The 23,014-nt window shown below is 64.7% G+C and carries 22 protein-coding genes; 16 read left to right on the top strand and 6 right to left on the bottom strand.

The features are described from left to right. The first annotated feature begins 22 nt into the window (after nucleotides 1-22). From ACFULT_RS25200 to ACFULT_RS25240, 9 genes are all read left to right on the top strand, one after another. The gene (locus ACFULT_RS25200; protein ID WP_378482845.1) at nucleotides 23-949 is read left to right on the top strand and encodes a TetR family transcriptional regulator; all 927 of its coding nucleotides are present in this window, start codon (nucleotides 23-25) and stop codon (nucleotides 947-949) included. Then, the gene (locus tag ACFULT_RS25205) at nucleotides 946-1,821 is read left to right on the top strand and encodes a sulfurtransferase (protein WP_378482846.1); all 876 of its coding nucleotides are present in this window, start codon (nucleotides 946-948) and stop codon (nucleotides 1,819-1,821) included. The genes ACFULT_RS25200 and ACFULT_RS25205 overlap by 4 nt, the downstream gene beginning before the upstream one ends. Nucleotides 1,822-1,891: 70 nt before the next feature. After that, the gene (locus tag ACFULT_RS25210; RefSeq protein ID WP_378482847.1) at nucleotides 1,892-3,505 is read left to right on the top strand and encodes an ABC transporter substrate-binding protein; all 1,614 of its coding nucleotides are present in this window, start codon (nucleotides 1,892-1,894) and stop codon (nucleotides 3,503-3,505) included. Further along, nucleotides 3,460-4,530: an ABC transporter permease gene (locus tag ACFULT_RS25215; RefSeq protein WP_037112618.1), complete on the top strand. Its 1,071-nt coding sequence runs from the start codon at nucleotides 3,460-3,462 to the stop codon at nucleotides 4,528-4,530. The genes ACFULT_RS25210 and ACFULT_RS25215 overlap by 46 nt, the downstream gene beginning before the upstream one ends. Continuing rightward, nucleotides 4,523-5,344, top strand: a complete 822-nt coding sequence (locus tag ACFULT_RS25220) for an ABC transporter permease (protein ID WP_037112617.1) — start codon at nucleotides 4,523-4,525, stop codon at nucleotides 5,342-5,344. The genes ACFULT_RS25215 and ACFULT_RS25220 overlap by 8 nt, the downstream gene beginning before the upstream one ends. Continuing rightward, the gene (locus ACFULT_RS25225; RefSeq protein WP_378482848.1) at nucleotides 5,341-6,252 is read left to right on the top strand and encodes an ABC transporter ATP-binding protein; all 912 of its coding nucleotides are present in this window, start codon (nucleotides 5,341-5,343) and stop codon (nucleotides 6,250-6,252) included. The genes ACFULT_RS25220 and ACFULT_RS25225 overlap by 4 nt, the downstream gene beginning before the upstream one ends. Beyond that, nucleotides 6,249-6,887, top strand: a complete 639-nt coding sequence (locus ACFULT_RS25230; protein WP_037112615.1) for an ABC transporter ATP-binding protein — start codon at nucleotides 6,249-6,251, stop codon at nucleotides 6,885-6,887. Before ACFULT_RS25225 ends, ACFULT_RS25230 begins: the two co-directional genes overlap by 4 nt. Nucleotides 6,888-7,060: 173 nt before the next feature. After that, nucleotides 7,061-8,092: a Gfo/Idh/MocA family oxidoreductase gene (locus ACFULT_RS25235; protein WP_378482849.1), complete on the top strand. Its 1,032-nt coding sequence runs from the start codon at nucleotides 7,061-7,063 to the stop codon at nucleotides 8,090-8,092. Further along, nucleotides 8,089-8,880 (top strand): TIM barrel protein, encoded by a 792-nt coding sequence (locus ACFULT_RS25240; protein WP_037112611.1) that lies wholly within the window; start codon nucleotides 8,089-8,091, stop codon nucleotides 8,878-8,880. The genes ACFULT_RS25235 and ACFULT_RS25240 overlap by 4 nt, the downstream gene beginning before the upstream one ends. A 79-nt stretch (nucleotides 8,881-8,959) precedes the next feature. Here ACFULT_RS25240 and ACFULT_RS25245 read toward each other — a convergent pair whose 3' ends face one another. After that, nucleotides 8,960-10,324 carry an MFS transporter gene (locus tag ACFULT_RS25245; RefSeq protein WP_037112609.1) on the bottom strand — a complete coding sequence of 455 codons (1,365 nt, stop codon included), beginning with the start codon at nucleotides 10,322-10,324 and terminating at the stop codon, nucleotides 8,960-8,962. A gap of 180 nt (nucleotides 10,325-10,504) precedes the next feature. Between ACFULT_RS25245 and ACFULT_RS25250 the strand changes: the two genes are divergently transcribed. Continuing rightward, entirely contained in the window at nucleotides 10,505-11,116 is a 612-nt protein-coding gene (locus ACFULT_RS25250; protein ID WP_094720350.1) for a GyrI-like domain-containing protein, read from the top strand. On the opposite strand, the gene ACFULT_RS25255 is transcribed toward ACFULT_RS25250, so the two are convergent. Next, nucleotides 11,098-12,576, bottom strand: a complete 1,479-nt coding sequence (locus ACFULT_RS25255) for an MATE family efflux transporter (protein ID WP_378482850.1) — start codon at nucleotides 12,574-12,576, stop codon at nucleotides 11,098-11,100. The genes ACFULT_RS25250 and ACFULT_RS25255 overlap by 19 nt on opposite strands. 196 nt (nucleotides 12,577-12,772) lie before the next feature. Continuing rightward, nucleotides 12,773-13,219: a MarR family winged helix-turn-helix transcriptional regulator gene (locus tag ACFULT_RS25260; protein ID WP_378482851.1), complete on the bottom strand. Its 447-nt coding sequence runs from the start codon at nucleotides 13,217-13,219 to the stop codon at nucleotides 12,773-12,775. Nucleotides 13,220-13,283: 64 nt separating this feature from the next. Between ACFULT_RS25260 and ACFULT_RS25265 the strand changes: the two genes are divergently transcribed. After that, nucleotides 13,284-14,585 (top strand): MFS transporter, encoded by a 1,302-nt coding sequence (locus tag ACFULT_RS25265; protein ID WP_378482852.1) that lies wholly within the window; start codon nucleotides 13,284-13,286, stop codon nucleotides 14,583-14,585. Nucleotides 14,586-14,665: 80 nt separating this feature from the next. Here ACFULT_RS25265 and ACFULT_RS25270 read toward each other — a convergent pair whose 3' ends face one another. Next, on the bottom strand, nucleotides 14,666-15,619 hold the full coding sequence (locus ACFULT_RS25270; RefSeq protein ID WP_094720353.1) for a hypothetical protein: 954 nt from the start codon (nucleotides 15,617-15,619) through the stop codon (nucleotides 14,666-14,668). Between the two features lie 122 nt (nucleotides 15,620-15,741). Continuing rightward, nucleotides 15,742-16,773 (bottom strand): LacI family DNA-binding transcriptional regulator, encoded by a 1,032-nt coding sequence (locus ACFULT_RS25275; protein WP_378482853.1) that lies wholly within the window; start codon nucleotides 16,771-16,773, stop codon nucleotides 15,742-15,744. Between the two features lie 213 nt (nucleotides 16,774-16,986). Between ACFULT_RS25275 and ACFULT_RS25280 the strand changes: the two genes are divergently transcribed. Beyond that, the gene (locus ACFULT_RS25280; protein WP_378482854.1) at nucleotides 16,987-17,910 is read left to right on the top strand and encodes a sugar phosphate isomerase/epimerase family protein; all 924 of its coding nucleotides are present in this window, start codon (nucleotides 16,987-16,989) and stop codon (nucleotides 17,908-17,910) included. 35 nt (nucleotides 17,911-17,945) lie between these two features. After that, entirely contained in the window at nucleotides 17,946-18,971 is a 1,026-nt protein-coding gene (locus tag ACFULT_RS25285) for a Gfo/Idh/MocA family protein (RefSeq protein WP_378482855.1), read from the top strand. 10 nt (nucleotides 18,972-18,981) lie between these two features. Here the strand turns inward: ACFULT_RS25285 and ACFULT_RS25290 are convergent, their stop codons facing one another. Continuing rightward, nucleotides 18,982-20,172, bottom strand: coding sequence for an ROK family protein (locus ACFULT_RS25290; protein WP_378482856.1), 1,191 nt, complete (start codon nucleotides 20,170-20,172; stop codon nucleotides 18,982-18,984). Nucleotides 20,173-20,225: 53 nt separating this feature from the next. Here ACFULT_RS25290 and ACFULT_RS25295 point away from each other — a divergent pair, with 53 nt between their 5' ends. The 3 genes from ACFULT_RS25295 to ACFULT_RS25305 form a co-directional block, all read left to right on the top strand. Further along, nucleotides 20,226-21,413, top strand: a complete 1,188-nt coding sequence (locus ACFULT_RS25295) for an MFS transporter (protein ID WP_037112598.1) — start codon at nucleotides 20,226-20,228, stop codon at nucleotides 21,411-21,413. A gap of 94 nt (nucleotides 21,414-21,507) precedes the next feature. Continuing rightward, complete coding sequence (locus tag ACFULT_RS25300; protein WP_378482857.1) at nucleotides 21,508-22,374, top strand: CPBP family intramembrane glutamic endopeptidase; 867 nt, start codon at nucleotides 21,508-21,510, stop codon at nucleotides 22,372-22,374. A gap of 152 nt (nucleotides 22,375-22,526) precedes the next feature. Next, nucleotides 22,527-23,014 (top strand): MlaD family protein (locus ACFULT_RS25305; RefSeq protein ID WP_378482858.1); only part of this gene is annotated, 488 nt, incomplete at its 3' end.

Consider the following 23,014-nt stretch of genomic DNA (forward strand, 5'->3'; position numbering starts at 1 on the left):
TGTGAGCCGGTAAGCTGAACGTATGAGCAGTGCAGGATCCACGAGCAGCGCAGAATCGTCGACGAGTCCCGGCGCGTACGTCGGTGCCCGGGTCAGGGATATGCGTACCCGGCAGGGGATATCGCTTCGAGAGTTGGCGCGACGCCTGGATCTGAGCCCGGCAACCATCACCGCCCTCGAGACCGGTCGCACCACGATGAGCATCGATCGTTTGCACGCTATTGCGACTGTTCTCGATATCGCACCCGGCGATTTGTTCGCCGGCGCCCCTGCAGGGCCCGGCAGCCCGAACTCGACCTCGGTGGGAGATCGTCCGCCGAACTGGCGTGAGTACGGTGACCTCGAGATGGATGTCGTGCTTCGAGCCGCGGTGGCGTGCATCGTGCGGAAGGGATACGAGGGCTCTTCCATCCGTGACATTGCCGAAGAAGCGAATTCGAGTGTATCCGCTCTTTACCATTACTACCCGAGTAAGCAGGCAATGCTCGTTGCCATCTTCGAACTCACGATGACCGACCTCCTACGTCGTGTCACCGCTGCACGTGACGAGGTGGAGGGAGATTCTCCGGTCAGCAGACTGGCTCGGCTGGTCGAGAGCCTGACGCTCTATCACAGTTACCGGAAAGAGCTGGGGTTCATCGGGTCCAGTGAAATGCGCAGTCTCGAGGACTCCAGCTATTCGCGTATCGCAGCCAAACGTGTCGAGGTGCAGCGCATGGTGGATGCCGAGGTGTACGCGGGGGTGGAGCAAGGGTTGTTCGGCACCACGCGGCCACGCGAGGCCGCGCGCGCCGTCGTGGCGATGTGCGTCGCCGTGGCCCAGTGGTTCGACACAGCGCGCAACGAGCGCCCGGAGGACGTCGCAGCCGCGTACATCGAGTTCGCTCTGGACCTGGTCAAGCATCGACCCGATGTTCCAGAATCCATCGACCGAAGGACACGGACATGACTTCGCAGACATTCCGCAATTCGGTGCTCGTGGGCGTCCAGGAACTCGGTCGTGCCGTTTCGGCGGACGGCACGAGGGTTCTCGACGTGCGGTGGGCACTCGGCCGCAGCGACGGCCGAGAGCTGTACCTGCAGTCGCACATACCCGGCGCTGTGTATGTGGACCTGGACACCGAACTTGCCGGGCACGCAGGACCTGGATCCGGCCGACATCCGTTACCGGACGTAGCCGCCCTCCAAGCGTCCGCGCGTCGATGGGGGATCGACGACGGCGATGACGTGGTCGTCTACGACGCGGGTCCGAGTACGTCGGCGGCGCGGGCGTGGTGGCTGCTGAGGTGGGCCGGAATTGCGAACGTTCGGATCCTCGACGGCGGGTTCGCTGCATGGACCCGGTCGGGTCGGCCGGTCGAAACGGGCGAGACATCGGTCGAGGCCGGCGACGTGACGCTGAGGGAGGGTGGTCAACCGACCGTGGACGCCGATGGCGCAGCGCGGTTCGCCGAAGCGGGTCGACTTGTGGACGCACGTGCAGCCGAGCGCTTTCGAGGCGAAGTCGAACCCGTGGACCCGAAGGCCGGTCATATTCCAGGCGCGAGAAATTTCCCGACCAGTGCTCTGCTCGCGGAGGACGGGACTTTCCTTGCCGACGACGAACTTCGATCGGCGCTGATCGACCATGTGGGAAACGGCACCGACGTCGGCGCGGTGTACTGCGGATCCGGGGTCACCGCCGCACATGTGATCGCGGGCCTGAACATTCTGGGCATGGAGGCGGCTCTGTATCCGGGTTCGTGGTCGCAGTGGTCGAACGACTCGACTCGGCCTGTCGCGACCGGACCGGAGTCGGCCACCGGTGGACATTGCGAGTGAGTGCACCGCCGACGCGCATTTTCATCTGAACGTTTGTACATTTGAACTTCCGTACGAACGAAGAAGGTCGATGAACACACGCTTCGGACATTGCTGCGCCGCGGGAGCAGCCTGCATCCTCACGCTCGCGTCCTGCGGCGCGCCCACCGGTTCGACGGGTGGATCGTCCGAGGGCGGTATCGTCCTCGCCGACGGGTATCGACTCGGTGACTACAACCCGATCTCAGGGTACGGCTCCGCGGGCGAGGCCAAGATGTACGACGGCCTCCTACGTCTGGACGGCACACCAGGTCTCCCGGGATTCACACCTGCACTTGCAACCGAGCTCCCTGTAGCCAACGCGGACGCGACGGTGTGGACGGTTCCTCTGCGCGGCGGCGTCGCGTTCTCCGACGGCTCGAATTTCGATGCCGCCGACGTGGTGGCCACCTACCGTGCGATCCTCGACCCGGCATCGGCTTCGGAAGCACGGTCGTCGTTCGACATGATCAGCGACGTCGTCGCAGTGGATGACAGTACGGTCGAGTTCCGGCTTGCCTATCCGTACTCTGCGCTGCCCACGAAGCTCCTGATCGGCATCGTTCCCTCGGAATCGGTGGCCGCGCCGGGCCTTGCTGCGGAATCGAGCCTCAACACCGCGCCGATCGGTACCGGACCCTACACACTCGTGGACCTGGCGCCCGACCGCGCGATACTCGAAGCGAACGAGAACTATTTCGGCGGCGCGCCCGAAGTGAAGAAGTTGACCTTGCTGTACGTGCCGGACGACAACACGCGCGCTCAGCGCATGGCAGCCGGAGAGATCGACGGCACGAATCTCCCTCCACTGCTCGCCGAGTCACTCGACAACCGCGACGGAATGTCGCTGACGTCCAACACCTCCGCGGACTGGCGCGGAGTGTCCCTCCCGACGGACAACCCGGTGGCGGGGGACAAGGCCGTGCGGATGGCGTTGAACCTCGCAGTGAATCGGCAATCGATGGTCGACGGCATCCTCGGTGGGTTCGGGCGGCCGGCGGCTACGCCGATCCCGGCGGTCTACGGTGACGCGTACGAGCCGTCGGCGGTGTTCTCGTACGACCCCGACAGCGCGGCACGAATCCTCGACGGTGCGGGTTGGCGGCTCGCTGCGGACGGGGTGCGCACCAGGAACGGCACCCGCGCGGAATTCACCGTCATGTACAACTCGACGGACACCGTGCGTCGAGACCTCGCTCAGGCCTTCGCGTCCGACGCATCGGCCGTCGGCATCGACGTGAAGCTGGAGGCGTTGTCCTGGGACCGGATCGATCCGAGGATCTCGTACGACGGGACACTGCTCGGCGGTGGTTCCGAACCGTACGACCCGGACACGCAGGCGTACAACGCGCTGAACTCCGTGTTTCTCCGTCCCGATGTGGGGAGCGTCTACGACAACGCGAGCGATTACTCGAACGCGGACGTCGATGCTGGGTTGGAGCTGGGGCGTCGCAGTCTGGACATCGCGGAGCGTGACCGTGCCTACCGCGACGTCCAGCGCGCCTACATCGAGGATCCCGGATACGTGTACCTGGTTTTTCTCGATCACACCTACGTTTCCAAGGATTCGGACTGGACGATGTCGGGACCGATTCTCGAACCGCACTCGCACGGCGTCACGTGGGGGCCGTGGTGGTCGTTGCAGACCTGGACGACGACACCGTGACCTCCACACTGCCTCGGCAACAGGTGACTGCTCGGCCGGATCGACACGCCAGACGGCGGTCGATCGTAGCCATGGTGCGCAGGCGACTGCTGTTCGTGGTGCCGGTCTGCGTGGCCGTCTCGGTCGGGCTGTTCGCGGCTGCGTCGGCGTCGCCGTTCGATCCGCTCGTGGCGTACCTGGGGGTGCGGTACACAACGACGTCGGAGGCCGACAAGGCTGTTCTCACCGAACAACTCGGTCTGGACCGTTCGTGGTACGACACGTACGGACAGTGGCTGCACGGCGTTGTCACCGGCGATCTGGGAATGTCGAGGTCGTTCGGACAACCCGTGACTCAGGTGTTGATGGAGCGCGTGCCGTGGACTCTGCTGCTCGCAGGACTCGGTCTGGTGCTGGCCGCGACCCTCGCACTGGTGCTCGGCGTTCTGGCCGGTAGTGGTCGCGGAGGGTGGCTCGATCGCGCGGTGACCGGGGTCTGTCTGGTAGTACAGGCTGTGCCGCCGTTCGTTCTGTCTCTCGGCGCGATCGCCATCTTCGCGCTTGGGCTGGGATGGCTGCCGGTGGCAGGACTCACCGACGCAGGCGCCGACCCGACTCCTGTCGGAGTGCTCAGGCACCTTGCCCTTCCTGTCTCGGTGCTGGCCCTGTCGCAGCTACCGTGGTTGTTGCTGGCGGTGCGCGAATCGGTATCGACCTCTCGCGGAGAGGACTTCGTGGCGGGCGCCGTCGCGCGGGGAATTCCGGGCCGGACAGTGACGACCCGGCACATCGTCCCGGCCTCTCTCGCTCCATTCGTCAACGTGGTCGGGGCGCGCTTGCCGGAGCTCGTCGTCGGAGCCGTACTCGTCGAGGAAGTGTTCTCGTGGCCGGGAATCGCAGGCGCCCTGGTTCAGTCCGCGCGAGACCTCGACATGGCGCTGCTGGCCTTCCTCACCATCGGAACCACTGTTGCGGTCATGCTCGGCTCCCTGATCGCCGACGTGTCCGCAGCAGTGTTGGATCCCCGGGTGAACACCGATGGCTAGGCGACGGTTGATCGTCGCTGTCGCCGTGCTGTCGCTTCTTGCGCTGTACGCCGTCGGCGTTCCGTGGCTGTCCGGAGTCGACGATCGCATCACCGACTTTCAGCAGGCCAGGCTGGCACCGTCGTTCTCGCACTGGTTCGGTACCGATTCGGCAGGCCGAGATCTGTTCGTACGCAGCGCAAGCGCAATACGAACGTCGCTCGTGATCGCTGGGTCGTGCGCGCTGCTCGCCACACTGATCGGAACCGCCGTCGGTGCAGTGGCCGGACTCCGCGGTGGCTGGGTGGACCGAGTCGTCATGCGCAGTACCGACGCCGTCAACGCGCTTCCGCATCTGCTGCTCGGTATCGTCGTCGTCGCGATGTTCCGAGGCAGTGCGGCGGCAGTGATGCTGTCGATCGCACTCACACATTGGACGCAGGTCGCCCGCATCGTTCGTTCGGAGATCCTTGGACTGAAGGGCAGGCCCTACATCGATGCCGCAATTCTTGCGGGCGCGAGTCGACGTCACGTCATCGTGCGGCACCTGCTGCCCGCCGTGATGCCGCAAGCCCTGATCGCCGTCGTACTCCTCTTACCGCACGCCATCTGGCACGAGTCGACGTTGTCGTTCCTGGGCTTCGGACTTCCACCGCACCAGCCGAGCCTGGGAACTCTGTTGTCCGAAGCGAGAAGCTCGTTGCTGCTCGGAGGATGGTGGACACTGGCGTTTCCGGCGGGAATTCTCGTGCTGGCAACGGTGTCCGTGGCGCTGGCGGGCTCGGCCCTGCGCTCGACGATCGCACCACCCGCACCATCGGAGCTGCGGTTGTGAGCGCTCTGACCATCGAGAATCTGACCATCAGGATTCCCGTGCGTGGCGGTGGCGTCGTGCATGCGGCCAGCGACGTGGATCTCTCGATCGAACGAGGTACGGTCACGGCCCTGGTCGGCGAATCCGGCTGCGGCAAATCGATTCTCGCGTCCGCCGTGATGTCGATGCTCCCCGTGGAATCGTCGGTGACGGGCTCGATTTCCGTCAGGACCGAAACCCGGACGATCGACGTGTTCACCGACAAGTCCTTCCGCGGCCGGGATGTGGCACTGATTCCGCAGTCGGCCTCGTCGTATCTGACACCCGTACGCACAGCGCGCTCACAACTGGACGAGACGATTCGGGTGCTCGGGTCCACCCACACCGCGAACGACTTGGCCCTCCGAGTCGGGTTGGACCCGGCGGAGCTGGACCGCCATCCACACGAGTTGTCCGGTGGCATGGCACAACGAGTTGCGATTGCCGGGGCTCTCGTCGGGGACCCATCGGTGATCGTCGCCGACGAACCGACGGCCAACCTCGACACCGAACTCGCCGACCGCGTGCTCGCGCTGCTGCGTCGGTCGGCGGACAACGGCGCCGCTGTCCTGCTCATCACCCACGACCTGTCGTCCCTCGTCAGATCTTCCGTCGCCGATCGAGTCGCCGTCATGTACGCGTCGCGCATCATGGAAACGGGTCCTGCTCGGTCGGTGCTCGACGACCCGCTGCACGACTACACCCGTGACCTCGTGAACGCCCTGCCGTCCCGTGGTCTGAACCCGATGCCGGGGATCCCTCCACAGCTGACCGACTTGCCCGACGAGTGCGTGTACCACCTCCGCCGACCGGACACCACGTTCTCGGGTGGACCGACGGAGCTGGTCACCGTCGGGGCCAGGTCGTACAGGACGAAGGCGACACCATGAGTCTCGACGCCTGGGAGGTCACAGCCGGATACCCCGGCACAGCCGATATCCTGGTTCGGCAATCCTTGTCGGTGCCGGCCGGTGAACTCGTCGGGCTCGCCGGACCGTCCGGCTCCGGCAAATCCACCATGGCGCGTGTCCTCGCGTTACTTCTCGCGCCGAGTGAGGGTGTTGTCCGCATCGACGGCGTCGACGTGGCCGAGGTGGGATTCTCGGTGCCGTCCGAGATACGTCGAAAGGTCGCGCTGCTCTTTCAGTCCCCGCGATCGGCGACCGATCCGCGCATGACGCTGCGGTCGATCATCGAGCAACCCGCTGTGATCGCGGGTCGCACTACGAATGTCGACGCGCTCGCGGACAGCGTCGGATTGACCACCGACCTGCTGGCCAGGCGACCGCATCAAGTCAGTGACGGTCAACTTCAACGTGCCTGCGTGGCAAGGGCTCTCGCGCAGAAACCCGAGTACTTGATTTGCGACGAGGCCACGGCCATGCTCGATGCCGCGACGACGGCAGCAATCATTCGATTGATCCAAGGGCATGCACATGCCGCCGGCATGGGTGTGTTGATGATCAGTCACGACATCGAACTCCTGGCTGCGATCGGCGCGGACACCACGTTCATCAGGAGCTGAAGACGAAGTGGCCCGAGGGCTGTGATTCACCGGCAACAAGACCTGCCGAGAAAGGAATCGCGGCGCTGGAGAGAGCACTTTCGGGCGGCACGTGGTTGACCGTCGACCGGTGTAGCCCTACTCTGCACTGGAACGTACTACTAGTACGTACTAGTCGTCAGAACGGAAGAACGATGTCCACGAAGAATCCAGTTCGACTGGCGCTGATCGGTGCCGGACGGATCGGCTCCAGCCACGCTGAACTCATCGCCCGCCACGTCCCCGGAGGCGAGCTCGTCGCCATTGCGGACCCGACGCCGAGCGGTGGACGGCTGGCCGATCTACTCGGCGTCGACATCGTGGAGACATCCGCAGCGGAGATCCTCGCGCGCGCCGACGTCGACGCAGTTGTCATCACCACGCCGGCCAGGACGCACACTGAGCTCGTCGTCGCGGCCGCCGAAGCCGGCAAACACGTCTTCGTCGAGAAGCCGATGGCCATCACGCTGGCCGACGCCGATCGAGCGATCGCCGCTGCCGGCGCTGCGAACGTGGTGCTGCAGGTCGGGTTCAATCGCCGTTTCGCGGCCGGCTGGATCGCTGCTCGCGCCGCGATCGACTCCGGACGAGTCGGCACTCCTCAGCTACTGCGGTCGGTCACGCGTGATCCGGGTCCGTTCACAGCCGATCCGGCACGAATCCCTCCGGGAACGATCTTCCTCGAGACACTGATCCACGATTTCGACGCCCTGGCGTTCCTCAATCCGGGTGCGCGCCCCACGCGCGTGACCGCAATCGCCGACGCGCTGATCCGTCCCGACGCGAAAGCCGACGGCCACCTCGACACTGCCGTCGTCACCGTGGAATTCGACAACGGCGCAATTGCTGTTGCCGAGGCCAACTTCAGTGCGCTGTACGGGTACGACGTACGCGCCGAAGTGTTCGGATCGGGCGGCATGGTCACCGCGGGCAACGCACGGTCGAGCGACATGACCTACTACGGTCCCGACGGAATCGGAGTCGACACTGCCCGTCGCGATACCGATCTGCTGCGCGAGGCGTACCTGGGTGAGTTCGTCGCATTCGTGAATGCGATCCGAGAGGGAACCGATGCGCCGGTGACCGGTCACGACGCGCGCACAGCACTGACCGTCGCACTCGCGGCCATGGAGAGCGTAGCCACCGCACGCTCCGTGGACATCGACGCAACCGGGTTCGGCGTATGACCGGCGGGGTCGACCTTGCCGCGTGCGCGGAGATGCTCTATCTCGATCTGCCGATGCTCGAACGAATTCGGCGCATCTCCGATCGCGGCCTACTGGTGGAAATCTGGGATTGGTCGAACAAGGACATCGATGCTCTCGCTTCGTCCGGGGCCGAATTCTCCTCCATGACCGGCTATCTCACCGGAAACCTGACCGAACCCGACGGTATCGCGGAGATACTCGCGTCCGCCGCGCGGTCCCTGGACGTTGCCGACCGTCTCGCATGCCCTCGGCTGAATCTGCACGGTACCGGCCTCGGCGAGGGCGGTCTGCCACTACGGCCCGTACAGGTGGTCACACCGACGATGTGGCTCACGGCTGCCGACACGTTGCGCACGCTCGCGGAGCTGGGGGAGAAGGCAGGCCGCACGTTCGTCCTCGAGAACCTCAACGTCGCGGTAGATCATCCCGGCACACCGTTTGCATCCGCCGCGGACACCCTGTCCCTGGTGCGCGCTGTCGATCATCCCCACCTCCGAATGAATCTCGACCTGTATCACGCTCAGATCGGGGAGGGGAATCTCATCGAGTCGGTCACGCAAGCTCTGCCGTACATCGGTGAGATCCAAGTCGCGGACGTGCCCGGCAGGTGTGAGCCCGGCACCGGAGAGGTCAACTACGCCGCAGTTGCGTCCGCGCTGAAACGCATCGGCTACACCGGGGTCGTGGGGCTCGAAGCATGGGCGTCCGCAGACTCCGACGATGCTCTCGACGCGTTCGAGACAGCCTTTGCCGCAGCCAGGCGCTGACCCGCGACGACACAGACACGGACGAGGCCCGGGGACACCGTCGGTGGCGTCCCCGGGCAGTCGACCGGCTACGTGTGGGTCAGGTCATGTCCACAGCCTTCGTCTCCACGAGGGCCTTGGTGCAGGCGAGGCTGAGAACGGACAGCAGGGCAAGCATCACGCCGACGGCGATACTGCCGAACTGCGCGGTCAGCGGGGCCGCCAGCAGCGGAGGAATCGCGCCACCCAGGACACCCGCCAGGTTGTACCCGAGTCCCGCTCCGGTGTACCTGAACCTGGTCTGAAACAGCTCGGGAAGCAGGGCGCCCGTGGGACCGTACGCAATACCGAAAATGGACAGGGTCACACACATCGCGAACACGTACGCACCAGGGTTACCGGTATCGAGCAGCGGAAACAGAACGAGTGTCCACGGAATCGCCACCGAGCAGGACGCCATGATGACGCGACGACGGCCGACACGGTCGGAGTACACCGCGGACAGCCCGATTGCGATGCCGAACACCACGGCCCCGAGAATTCCGGTCCACAGCACGAACGGCCGGTCGAATCCCAGAGTCTTGGTCCCGTAACTGGTCAGATAGGCAGTGCCCATGTAGAAGAGGGAGAACAGCGATGCCAGTGCACCTGCGGCGAGCAGGACCTCGCGCTTCTGCACGTGCCACGCGTCGAGCACGGGGAGCTTCGTCGCACGGGCCTGCACCTTCTCTTCCTCTGCCTGGTTCGCTCGGAAAATCGGTGTCTCTTCGATAGCCAGCCTCATGTAGAGGCCGATCAACACGAGAACTGCGCTGAGAAGGAACGGAATTCGCCAGCCGTAGTCGAGGAAGACCTCGTTGGTGTCACCGAACACCGCGCCTGTGATGAGGAAGGTCCCACTCGAGAGAATGAACGCCGCCGACGGGCCGAGCTGCGGAAACATACCGTAGAAGCCGCGCTTCTTCGCAGGCGCGTACTCCGCGGTCAACAGCGTTGCTCCCGCCCATTCACCACCCACTGCGAACCCCTGTCCGAACCGGAGAACGACCAGGATGATCGGCGCCGCAACACCGATCGTGGCAGCACCGGGCAGAAGTCCGATCACGAAGGTGGAGATTCCCATGAGGAGGAGCGTGGAGATCAACGTCTTCTTACGGCCGATCCGGTCACCGAAATGGCCGAAGAGCACCGCGCCCGCCGGACGTGCGATGAACGCGACCGCGAAGGTCGCGAACGATGCGACCGTTCCTGCCGTCGAGCCGAGAGCAGGGAAGAACACCGTCGGAAAGACAAGCGCGGCTGCGGTTCCGTAGATGAAGAAGTCGTAGAACTCGATGGTGGTGCCGATGCCGCTCGCGACCGCGACCTTGCGGACACTCGTCGTCGGGGCTGCATTCGGTGCGGACGACGGTGTCGTATTCGGGGTTCGACGTGTGACCGCGTCGTCGGGTGTCAGTGATGTCATGTCTCTCCAGGAATCGGCGCCGAAAGGGTGGTCGGTTCAGGATCGAGACGTTATGTGACGCGCGCCATAGTCGACTACCCCCGCATGGGGGTATCCGGTCCGCCGAGAAGATCGCACGCGACGGACTCCTGGCGGTACGGTGATCCCCTGGCCACCTGAACGGCGCGAGGGGAGCAGGCTATGAAGATCGACTTCAAGAAGACGATTCCCACCTACTCCGCACGGCAGGGGCACTTCGACGTCGTGGAGGTTCCGCCCCTGCGGTACATCGCGATCGACGGCTCCGGTGACCCCAACGCCGCCCCGGAGTACCGAGAGGCGCTCGAAGCATTGTTTCCTGTCGCCTATGCCATCAAGTTCTCGAGCAAGAACGACCTCGGGCGCGACTACGTCGTCATGCCGCTCGAAGCACTCTGGTGGGCGCGGAACATGAACTCCTTCACCACCGCCCGAGACAAGACGCGCTGGAGGTGGACGTCGATGATCATGATCCCCGACTGGATCGAGGACGACATGGTCTCCGCAGCCCAGGATTCCGTCCAGCGTAAAGGAAACCCGGTCGGACTTCGGCGAATCAGAACCTCGACGCTGGACGAAGGCCGGTGCGTGCAGACACTGCACGTCGGTCCGTACGACGACGAGGCGGAAATTCTGGCGACGATGCACGACGAGTTCATCCCACGTACCGGCGCGTCGATGACGGGGAAGCATCACGAGATCTACCTGAGCGATGCACGACGGGTCGAGCCGTCCAGGCTCAGAACGATTCTGCGTCAACCCATCTCTTCCTGACCGGCACCGAGTACGGCGTCGGCCGGTTGGGGATCGACCTCGTCCAGACCTCGTGCGATCGCAGTCCGCGAGGCGAGCCAGAGGGCCACACCTGCAACGAGAACGAGACCCTCACTGACGGTCAACGCCCAGATGATGCCGTTCAGCCCGAACCAGAGATTGCCGAGAACGACGATGGGGACGAACGCAAGACCCTGCGTCATGGACATGATCGTCGCCGGAAGTACGCGACCGGTTGCCTGGAACAGTGTGGTGACCAGTCCGGCGACACCGTTGAAGATCATCGACACCAACTGAGCCGTGATCACGACACCGCCGAGGGCGAGCAGTGAGCTGTCTGCGACGAACGCCCCGAACACCTGCTCGCGGAACACGAACACCACAGCAGAGAACACGAGCGCGATGGCGCCGACGGCCACACCGGCACCGCGCACCGATGCATACAGTCGCCGAGCATCACCCCTGCCGTAGGCGTAGGCGAGCAGCGGCAGGCAACCGAGCGTGACACCCATGATGAGAAATTCAGGCACCTGCGCAATGCGTACCGCTACACCCATGGCCGCGAGCGGTCCGTCACCGTACGCAGCGGCGAGGTTGTTCAGAACCAACGAGGTGACCACCAGGAAACCTGCCTGAGTCAGCTCACCGACGCCGATTCCGAACACCGGCCCGGTGATCGACCGCGTCAGCCTCACATGCCTCGGCGCGAGGCTGACGTGTTCACTGTGCCGTGACAGCCACGTCACGAAGTACACGGCGGTGACAACGTTCGCGAGGCCGACCGACAGTGCCGCACCGGCGACACCGAAGTGCAGTACGAGAATGAACAGTACGTCGAACACCACGTTCGCGACGGTCGACAGGATCAGACCGATCATCACCTGCCGCGTCGCGCCCTCTGCTCGCACCAGCTGCTCGAGGCAGAAGGACGTCGTCAGCACCGGAACGAACACCAGCATCACCACTACGAACGCCGTCGTGGCATGGACCTCGCTGCCCTGCGCGCCGAGCAACGCAACGAGTGGATCGACGAAAACGACTCCGACGGCACCGATCACGACACCCACCGCGGCAGCTCCCCACACCGAGAACGAGGCCACGTGCTTGATCTCTCCGGCCTTCGACGGATCGGCCTCGGACCCTCCGAGCAGCCGTGAGATCAACGCGCTACCGCCGGTGCCGAACACTCCGCCCACGGCCATCACGATTCCCAGAACCGGTGAACCTAGGGTGACGGCAGCGAGGAGTGTGGCGTCGTGCAGCGAACCGATGAACCCTGCGTTGATCACGTTGTAGACCGCCGTCACGATCAGCGCGGCGGCCATCGGAATACACAAGTGCACGAGCGCCCGAAAAATCGGTGCGGACGACAGATACCACCGGTTCGAACCTTCGATGGTGATGTCCATGTCGGTCTCGGTGGAGGCAGTGGAGGCGGTGGAGGCGGGGGAGGTATTCATGGCAACTCCTCGTGTGGAACGGTGAGATCCGGGCATGGTGGGACCCGGGCATGGTGGGATCCGGGCATGGGTGAGACTCGGGCATGGGTGAGACTCGGGCATAGGCAGGAAAGCCCTGTCCGACAACGCGGTAGCTGGGCATGGCTGGTCGACGCATCGGCGTCGTCGATGCGTCGGAGGTGCGGAGCGAGGTCGGTCAGTCGCGGGACGGGGTTGCGAGCTTCGCGGTGACCTTGCTCAGAAGTGCGTGCAGAGTGATTCGTTCGTCGTCATCGAGCGGTCCGAGGATCTTGTCCTCGATCGCCCTCATCGCGTCGTCGAATCCGGCGATCAAAGCGCTGCCTGATTCTGTGGCGTAGACCCGTTTGATGCGTTCGTTCGCCGGATCAGGACGACGCTCGATCAACCCCCGTGCCTCGAGGCCCTGCAGAAGACTCGACACACTGGCGGGCGTGGTCCGTGTCATGTTCGCGATGTCCCGCTGGATCGCCCCCGGCGACCTGGTCAGGTAACCGAGGACGAAACTTTGCTGGTGACCGAGGTCGCGTTCACGAATCCAGTCGAGGCCGGCCTGCTGCTGAGCCCATCCGATCCACCTCAGTAGGTCGAGAGTGCTGGAGGGGTTCAGTTCAGGTCCGGTCATAGTTAGAAATCTAACCGTTAGAGTTCAAACTGTCAACGACGTGCTCGATCCCTGCCTCACTCCGATGTCTGACACGATGTCGGTCATGACGTTCGCGTTGCGGGGGACTTCGTTCACGGTCGGCACTCTCACGCTGCTCACCGCGCTCTATTTCGCCCAGGGTCTTCCCTACGGATTCTTCACCACTGCGCTGCCGGTCGTCCTGCGCGAGTCCGGATACTCCCTCGTCAAGATCAGCGCGACCGGGTTCCTGTTCCTGCCCTGGGCATTGAAATTCCTGTGGGCGCCGTACGTGGATCGCTACGGCACCCGGCGACGTTGGTTGCTCGGCCTTCAACTGGGCGCAGCTGCCGTGGCCCTGGGAATGGCGTTCCTCGAACTGTCCACGACCCTGCGCTGGCTGTTCGTCGGAATCTTCGTCGTCAACGCTCTGTCCGCGACCCAGGACATCGTTACCGACGGCCTCGCCGTCCGACTCCTCGGCGTCCGACAACGCGGCGTGGGCAACGGAATCCAGGTCGGTGCGTACCGAATCGGAATGATCTGCGGCGGAGGGTTGCTGCTGTGGCTCTTCTCGCTCGCCGGATGGCGTGCGCTGTTCGTCTCGATGTCGGTACTGCTGATCGCCACGACGATTCCGGTCCTGCTCGCCCGTCGGCGACTGGCCGAAGCCGACACGGAGACCGCCGTCGAATCCGACGCCGGCTCACTCCCGCGAACTGCACTCCTGACCATCGGATGGTTGTCCAGGCTGCGACGCCCAGGGATGGTGGCGTTCATCGGGCTCGTCGCGCTCTTCAAGTTCGGCAACTCGATGGGGTCGGCGCTCGTCGGGCCGTTCATGTCCGACAGCGGCCTGACCCTCGCCCAGATCGCATTCGTCGACGGGGGACTGTCCTCGGTGGCTGCGCTCGCCGGCGCCGGACTCGGCGCGTGGCTGACCTTTCGCTACGGACGGCGGCAATCGCTGCTCGTCGGTGGCGTTACTCAAACTGCCAGCCTGGCACTGTATGTGGTTGCATCGTTCGGAGTCGGCGGATTCCCGCTTCTCGTCACCGCAAGCGTGGCCGAGCATGTACTCGGAGGCGCAGCGACCGTCGCGATCTTCGCATTGATGATGGATGCGGCGGACAAGCGTTTCGCGGGCGCCGACTACACTTTGGTCGCATGCGCGGTGGTGTTCTCGCAGGGCGCGTCCGGGCTCGCTGCCGGCCTGGTCGGCGATGCATTCGGATTCACCGCGGTCTTCGGAGTTGCGCTGATCCTGTCCGGAATCGGATGTCTGGTGTTGCTCGTCGCGCTCGACCGAGGCGTCGGGCCGAGCGGGCTGAAGGAGACCTTCCCGCCGCGGGTGACGCGGGCCTGAGCTCACAACGAAAACGGCCCGGCCCCAACTGAAGTGGGACCGGACCGTCATGTGCACATGGTCGGTGACGCGCCGCCGAGTCAGTCGACAGCGATGACCGAACCGGCGATCGCGGCCAATCTCGTCTGCGTAGCAGAGACAACACCATGGCGGTTCTTGTGCGCTTCCTCGAACGCCAGAATGGTGCGAAGCTCTTTCGGATCACTCAAGTCCTTGATCGCTGCTACGGATTCCGTGACGTTCAACGACTCGTAATCGTCGATCGGTAGCTCGTCGGCGTCCAGAACGCCTGCGGCGGACCGCGCAGAGTGGATGGCGTCGGCGACACCGTCGACACCTTCCTCGCGCACGACATCCTCCGCAGCCTCCAATGCCGCGTCGCGGCTTGCCGACAGCGTTCGAGCGGCGATGTCGCCTGCATGCGCGCCGCGGCCCAACAGCTCGGACAGCCGATTCGGTGTGGATCGCGCGACATCGAGAGCGCGGTCGATACCGCGAGCAGACCACGTCGCGGGTGCGTTCACGATTTTCACGGCGCCACCGGCAGCCGCCTGAAGCGGTGTTCTACGCAACGCGACGGGGCCTCCTAGTGCTTCCTCGGCGAGAACGGTTTCCAGCCACTCGACCGTGGCCGAGTGCGCACGAACGAGACGGTCTGCCAGCTGTACGACGCTCCGCTCGGAATCCGCCGTCGCAAGCGCCTTGATGTACTTGGAACGACTGACGAGCTGGTGCTCCAGTGCAAGGTCACCCAGAAGTGCTTCGTCGAACGGCTGGGCCTGCTCGGCGAGCGTCTTGAAGAGTGCAAGAGTCCGTCCCACGAGAGGACCGACGATGTCGGGAAGCCCGCCGAGCTCACGCAATTCCGACTCGATGGCGGCCGCACGTTCGCGGCCGTTGGCGGCGTTCTGCGTGAGCTCGGTACGGACTGCGTCCGTGCGTGCTTGCGCCACACGGGTTTCCGCGACCTGGATTTCGGTGTTGGTCAGCTGAAGTACGGCCCGCAACTGCGCGAGCAGGGTGGGTGTAGCCATCGTGCGCTCCTGTTGGTCGAGTGGGTGGTTCCGATCGTGCCAACTGTCGTGCCAGGCACTATGTCGTCGGGTAGCCCACCCACCTCCACGGCAAACCGTGCAGCGCATGTGTGATCAAGGTCTCACGGGTTGCGGACGTCGGCGGTGCCGCCGGATCCCGCGCTTCTCGGCGTCCCCGACGTCGACCGAACGACCAGCTCGGGTTCGATGACGCACTCGAAACCTCCGGTCCTATCGTCGTCCAGCCGTGTCACGGTGAACTCGAGCGCCCTCCTGGCCAACTGCTCGCCATCCTGGCGCACCGTGGTCAGATCGATCCGCGCCAGCCGCGACAGCGGCGAGTCGTCGTAACCGACGATGGACACATCGCCCGGAATGGACACCCCCGCTCGGGTGAGTTCGTCCATGACTCCCAGTGCCGATCGGTCGTTGCCGGCCATGACCGCGGTGGGAAGCTGTGGTTCGGACAGGAACGATCGAGCAGCCGCAGCGCCCGCCTCCTCGTCGTGGGCACCTGTCACGACTCGAGTGAACGCATCGAGTCCGTGCCTTCGCATGGCCGCGACGTAGGCGCGCCTGCGCGCGTTGGACACGGCATGATCGCCGCCATCGATATGGACGATGCGAGAGTGTCCCAGATCCACGAGATGGTCGACCGACGCGCGGATACCTCTGCTGTCCGCGGAACGCACCGTGTTGATCGGGGGAGAATCGGCCCCGCTCGCAGGTATCTTGCGGCCGACGATCGTCAGCACAGCTCTGGCGGCGACGGACCGCAGGTATTCGGAGCCCGAGAGTGGATCGAACAGAATGAGCCCCTCGCACCGGTGGCTGAGCAAGGCCTCGATCGCCTTGCGTTCGTCGCGAGTCGGGCCGCTGGCCGACAACAACACGTCGTATCCCGCTGTTTCGGCGGCGTCGTAGACGGTCCCGAGCATCTCGGCCTGGAACGTCTGCTTCACGTCTGTCAATACTCCGAGAGTGCGGCTCCGCCCACGGGCGAGCAACTGCGCGGCCCGATCCGGTTGGTAACTGAGCTCGTCGGCCGCGGCGAGAACTCGATCCCGAGTTTCCTGGGATGCACCCGGTTTGTCGCTGAAGATCAACGACACCAGTGTCCGCGAAACACCCGCACGCGCGGCGACATCGGCCATCGTCGGACGTCGATGCGGCGTTGATTCCGTCGATGGATGCACGGTGTCCCCCCTGGAAAGTGACCGCGCTCGTGGCGGCAATCGAAATGTCTTGACAATCACACAGCGAATCCTCATAGTATACGACTGAAGCGCGTCAGTAACGCGCGTCAGATTCAGGTCTCCCTCGAAAGCGCGTCGAGGCGCGCACCGAGACTTCTCGAAAGGACAACCATGAGCGTGATCCGCGTCGGATCTGCACCGGATTCGTGGGGCGTATGGTTCCCGGAGGACCCGCAGCAGACGCCGTACACCCGATTCCTCGACGAGGTGTCGGCATCCGGTTACGAGTGGATCGAGCTCGGTCCTTTCGGATACCTGCCCACCGACCCCAAGCAGCTTTCCGACGAGCTGGCAGCACACAACCTCGCGCTCTCCGCGGGAACAGTCTTCGAGCACCTGCACCAGGACGACTCGTGGGATGCGGTCTGGACTCAGATCGAGGACGTCGCCAAGCTGACCGCGGCAGTCGGCGGCAAACACGTCGTCGTCATCCCCGAGATGTGGCGTGACCCGGGCACGGGCGCAGTCCTCGAGGACCGCAACCTCACCGCAGACCAGTGGCGCAAGAAGACCGAGGGAATGAACGAACTCGGCAAGCGCATGTTCGAGCAGTACGGCGTCAAGGCGCAGTACCACCCGCACGCCGACAGCCACGTCGACACCGAGGAGAACGTCTACCGATTCCTCGACGGAACGTCGAGCGAGTTCGTGAACCTGTGCCTCGACACCGGCCACATCAGCTACTGCGGCGGCGACAACATCGCCATCATCGAGCGCGCTCCCGAGCGCATCGGATACCTCCACCTCAAGCAGGTCGACGTCGAGGTCCGGGCCAAGGTCGAAGCCGAGGATCTTCCGTTCGGTGAGGCGTGCAAGCTCGGCGCGATGACCGAGCCGCCGCTGGGAATCCCGGACATGCCGCCGCTGCTCGGAACCATCGAGCGCCTTGCCGACGAGGGCAAGCTGACCGCGGACATCTTCGCAATCGTCGAGCAGGACATGTACCCGTGCGCTCCCGATGTGCCGCTGCCCATCGCGCAGAGGACACAGAAGTACCTGAGCTCCTGCGGAATTCCCTCCGTCACCTTCAAGTAACGCGCCCGGCACCACCCTCACGAAAGAGATCTTCAATGTCGAACGAACTCCGCATCGCCGTACTCGGTGTCGGAATGATGGGCGCCGACCACGTCGGAAGAATCACCGACAAGATCGCCGGCGCGCGTGTGGCCGTGGTCAACGATTACTTCACCGAGAAGGCCGAGGAACTGGCAGCTACGATCCCTGGTGCTCGTGCCGTGGCCGACCCGTTCGAAGCCATCGCCGACCCCGAGATAGATGCCGTCCTGCTCGCGACGCCGGGACCCACCCACGAGAAGCAGCTCCTCGCATGCCTCGAGCACGGCAAGCCGGTCCTCTGCGAGAAGCCGCTGACCACCGAGGTCGAAACCTCACTCGCCGTCGTGAAAGCCGAAGCAGCTCTGAACAAGACACTCATCCAGGTCGGCTTCATGCGTCGATTCGACAACGAGTACGCAGAGCTGAAAGCGCTCATCGACTCCGGTGACATCGGGCGCCCGCTCGTCGTTCACTGCGCGCACCGCAACCCCGCCGTGCCGCCGCACTTCGACAGCGCGATGATCGTCAAGGACTCACTGGTGCACGAGGTCGACGTCACCCGCTTCCTCCTCGACGAGGAGATCACGTCGGTCCAGATCATCAAGCCGTCGGCGAACGCGAATGCGCCCGAGGGCCTTCAAGATCCGCAGATCGCCATCTTCGCAACCGAATCCGGACGCCACGTCGACGCCGAGGTGTTCGTCACCACCGGTGTTGCGTACGAGGTTCGCACCGAGGTCGTCGCCGAACTCGGCAGCGCGCAGATCGGCCTCGACGTCGGCCTCGTGCGCAAGACGAAGCCCGGCAACTGGGGCGGCACGATCACTCCGTCGTTCAAGGAGCGTTTCGGTCAGGCGTACGACACCGAGATCCAGCGGTGGGTCAACGCCGTCAAGGCAGGCGCCGAGACCGGCAACTACATCGACGGACCCGGCGCATGGGACGGCTACGCGGCTGCAGCCGTCTGTGCAGCGGGCGTGAAGTCGCTCGAGTCCGGTGAGCGTGTCGCCGTCGACATGGTCGACCGCTCCAGCATCTGACACACCCGCTTCACCCGAGTCCGAGGGTGGACCACTCCGCGAGGGAAATATCCGTCGTGATGTGGTCCACTCCTCGGTGCACGGCCCCGTACAGCGGGCCGTCGTCGCCGTGCACCCCATCGAGAACCTCCGGGGGAGCGGCTTTTCTGAAGGACATGAGGCCCGCGACGTACGCGCGGCGAAAACTGTCCTGCGCTGCGCCTCGAAGGGCGGGAGCGAGGCCGCCGAGCGTGACGACCTCCGGGTCGTGCAAGTTCACCAAGCCGGCGATCCCGCGCCCGAGGGACTCGGCGACACTATCGAACGCATGGGCGAGTCCGTTGTCTCCGGCGTCAAGCCTCGCCACGAGGTCGCGAGCGTAGCCAACCGGATCCGCCGGGGGAGCGTCGCCGATCGACGTGGCCAGTGCGCGTCCGTCGATCGACAGATCCCAGCAACCCCGAGCACCGCACGGGCACCGCACGGCAGGGTCCCCGAACGGTATGTGGCCGTACTCGCCCGCCGCGCCGCGGGCACCGGTGGTCGGCGTGCCGTCGACGACGAGCGTCCCGCCGATTCCGACGGCGATGATCAGATGCAGGGCCGTCGACGCGCCTCTGGCCGCACCTGTTCTCGCCTCCGCCAACCCGGCCAATGTCGCATCGTTCCCGACAAGGAACGCCACATCCGACGGAAGTCCCGCCGTCATCGGTGTGAGGTCTGCATCCGTCCAACCGCGCGGCGTGAACTGAACGAGTGTGTTGTCGCTGACCGTGCCCGCCACGGAAAGGGATACCGCGCGGACCCTCCCGTTCGATTCGAGGTGGACGCGCTCGATCTCCTCGGCCATACCCGCCAGCACTTCGTCGGGATCCGGCCGCGACCGAGGAGCGCGCGACACGATGACCGGATTACCGAAGATGTCGGAGACAGCCAGCCGCCAATCGCTCGACCGCAGTTCCGCGGCGAGTACCAACGGGCCCTGCGGGTGCGGTCCGAGGACAGTCGTCGGACGACCGCGGCCGCGTGTCTTCGCCGGTGTTTCGTCGAGGATGCGCGCGTGCTTCAGTCGGGCGACGAGCTCGGTTGCTCCTCCGCTCCCGATGCCCAGACGCTGAGCAGCTTCGACCCTGGTGATGCCGGGGTTCGCGCGTACGACGGCCGTCAACTGGGCCGCGCCGAGCCATCGAGCGCGCGCGGACGTATCGGAAGTGGGTGCCATCGCGGATCATCTTCTCACTTGATTAAACTCAACAACTGAGTATATTACGTCCGATGTCGACCGGAGACACGAGCACGCGAACCGACGGGGGCCTGCGCACCAACATGAAGGGACTGCTGTCCCTGGCGCTGGCGTCGTGCTTGGCGGTGACCACCGAGATGTTGCCGGTGGGGCTGCTCCCGGTGATGGGCCGATCGTTCGGCGTCGCGGAATCGTCGATAGGCCTTCTGGTGAGCCTGTACGCAGGACTGGTCGCGCTTCTCGCCGTGCCGATGACCATCTGGACACGCCAGTTGCCACGTAAACCGATTCTCGTCGCGACGCTCGGCGGATACGTCGTCAGCAACCTCGTCGTCGCACTGTCGCAGTCCCTCGAATGGCTTGCGTTCGGTCGCGGCATCGGCGGCGTCGCGCACGCATTGTTCTTCTCTCTGTGCATCGGGTACGTACCCCGACTCGTCGGACCGGCGAACCTCGGCAGGGGATTGGCGATCGCTGCAGGTGGTGCCACGGCAGGTTACGTACTGGGAGTGCCGATCTCGACATCGATGGGCAATGCCATCGGATGGCGATCGTCCTTCGTGGTACTTGCCGTGCTGTCCGCCGCCACCGTCGTCGCCGTGACAATCCTTCTCCCTGCAGTCCCCGGCGACGCGGGCCGCCGCGAAAAGTCTCGCGGCCACGGCAGTCTCTCGGTCGTGGTGACCTCCAACGCGCTCACCTTCCTCGGCCACTACACCGTCTACACCTACATCAGCATCCTGCTTCTGAGTGCCGGAGTCGTCGAATCCGCGCTGGGACCGATGCTGTTGATTTTCGGAGCATGCGGCGTGCTCGGTTTGTGGCTCACCGGACGTACGCTCGACCGCAGTCCGCGCCGAACGATGCTCGTGGTGCTCGGTCTCGTCGCGACATCGATCGTGGCGGTCGGGAGCACACACCTGTGGTTGTTGCCGCTTGTCGTGTGCGTCGCTGTGTGGTCCGGTGCGTTCGGAGGAGTTCCGTCGATGTACCAGTCCGCCGCAGTCCGAACAGAACCGACGTCACCGGAGACCGCAGGCGCGTGGATCAACGCGACGGCGAACGTGGGGATCGCGGGCGGTGCCGGGGTGGGAGGCATCGTTCTGCCGTGGCTCGGCCTCGGCGGCCTCGCACTCACCGGCGCAGCGTTGGTCGCCGCTGGTTTGCTCGTCGCATCCTTCACCCGAACCACCGTCTCGTTCTCCGCCACCTCGTCGTGACCGTGTCCCTCGTGGTAGACACAGGCCGGACCGCGCAGCACCTACAGAGCGACGCGGACGACACGAAGCGAAGGCGGGGTCGAGAATGTCTCGCATGTGGAGGCGCGCCGCCGACTGGTATCGCCCGAACCCGGCGGTCACGTCTGCGCTGGTAGTCGTCCTGGTGTCGCTGTGGACGGCCGTGTACTCGGTCAGCATCCTCGGCGCTCTCTGGCGATTGCGCGATCCGAACGCGCCGATGCCGATCCTGAGCGTCCGAGATCAAGCCGCCGACCTCGTGGTGTTGGGTGTACAACTCGCACTCGGCATGATCGCGATCACCACGGTCGCGTACCTACGGCGGTCCGACATCGGGGAACTTCTCCCGCGCAGGCAAGGAACGGCCGTCGACGCAGCAGTCGCCTGGTGTGCCGCGATCGCCGCCGCGTCGGCCCTCGCTCTCGTGCTGGACCGACTCTCGGTTGCGCGATTCGATTTCTCGGTGCCCGCAGTCGTCGAATCTCCGGCCTTGGCAGTGCTCACCGCCCTGTGTGCCGGACTACGCGAAGAACCGCTGCTGGCAGCACTGCCAGTGTTGCTCTTGGTAGGTCGAATGCCCATCGGGTGGGTCATGATCCTCGCCGGGTGCATGCGAGGGCTCCTGTACCTGTTCTTCGGCGGCGGCGGCTTCGTGTGGGCCGCGCTGTGGGGAGCGGCCGCAGTGTGGGTGTACTTCAAGTACCGGCGACTGTGGGTGCTCGTCGTCGTTCACGGAATCGTCATGAACATCCAGGTGCTGGACCGAGTGATTCCGCTCGACAGCGCCGCCACACTTCTCCAGTGGGCGAACATATTGATCATGTTCGGTGCGTTGACGATGTGGTTGGTGCCACGCGCCCTCGGAGGGATTCCGTCCACCCCTGTGTCCGACCCAGTGTCCGACGAGGTCTCGCGGCCGACAACGCCGCCCGTCGAACGGTAGGCGTCACTCTCGGACGTGACCGGTTCATGATCCGTACCCGCGGTACGCGAGATCGGCAGATGTGATGCGCTGCACTTGGACGCATTCCAGGTGATACAGGTAACGCACGCCGCGTAGTGGACGTTACCGTCGGTTACATTAAGCTCCGAACAATGATCGAATCCACCTCCGCGGTGAAGCGCAGGCTGCTGGGACTGCTGCTGTTTCTCATGATCATCGTGTTCGTGACGTGGTCGGTCACCTCGTACAGCAAGACCTTCGAGAAGGTCGTCAGTATCGATCTGTTGACCGATTCGGTGGGTAATGCGTTGCCTACCAATGCGGATGTGAAGGTTCGCGGGTTGATCGTCGGTGAAGTGCGGTCGGCGTCGTCGGTGGACGGTGTGGTGACGGCGAAGTTGGCGATCGATCCGGACAAGGCCGATCTGATTCCGTCGAACGCGACGGCGCGGTTGCTGCCCAAGACGTTGTTCGGTGAGCGGTACGTGGCGTTGCAGATTCCCGAGAACGACACGGCGTCGCCGATCACCGACGGGACGGTGCTGAGGCAGGACACCAGCGGTAGCGCTATCGAGGTCGGGCAGTTGTTGGACAACTTGCTGCCGTTGCTCGAGGCGATTCCGCCGCAGGATCTGGCGAG

This window comes from Rhodococcus sp. NPDC057297, from assembly GCF_042667435.1.
Taxonomy (GTDB): domain Bacteria; phylum Actinomycetota; class Actinomycetes; order Mycobacteriales; family Mycobacteriaceae; genus Rhodococcoides.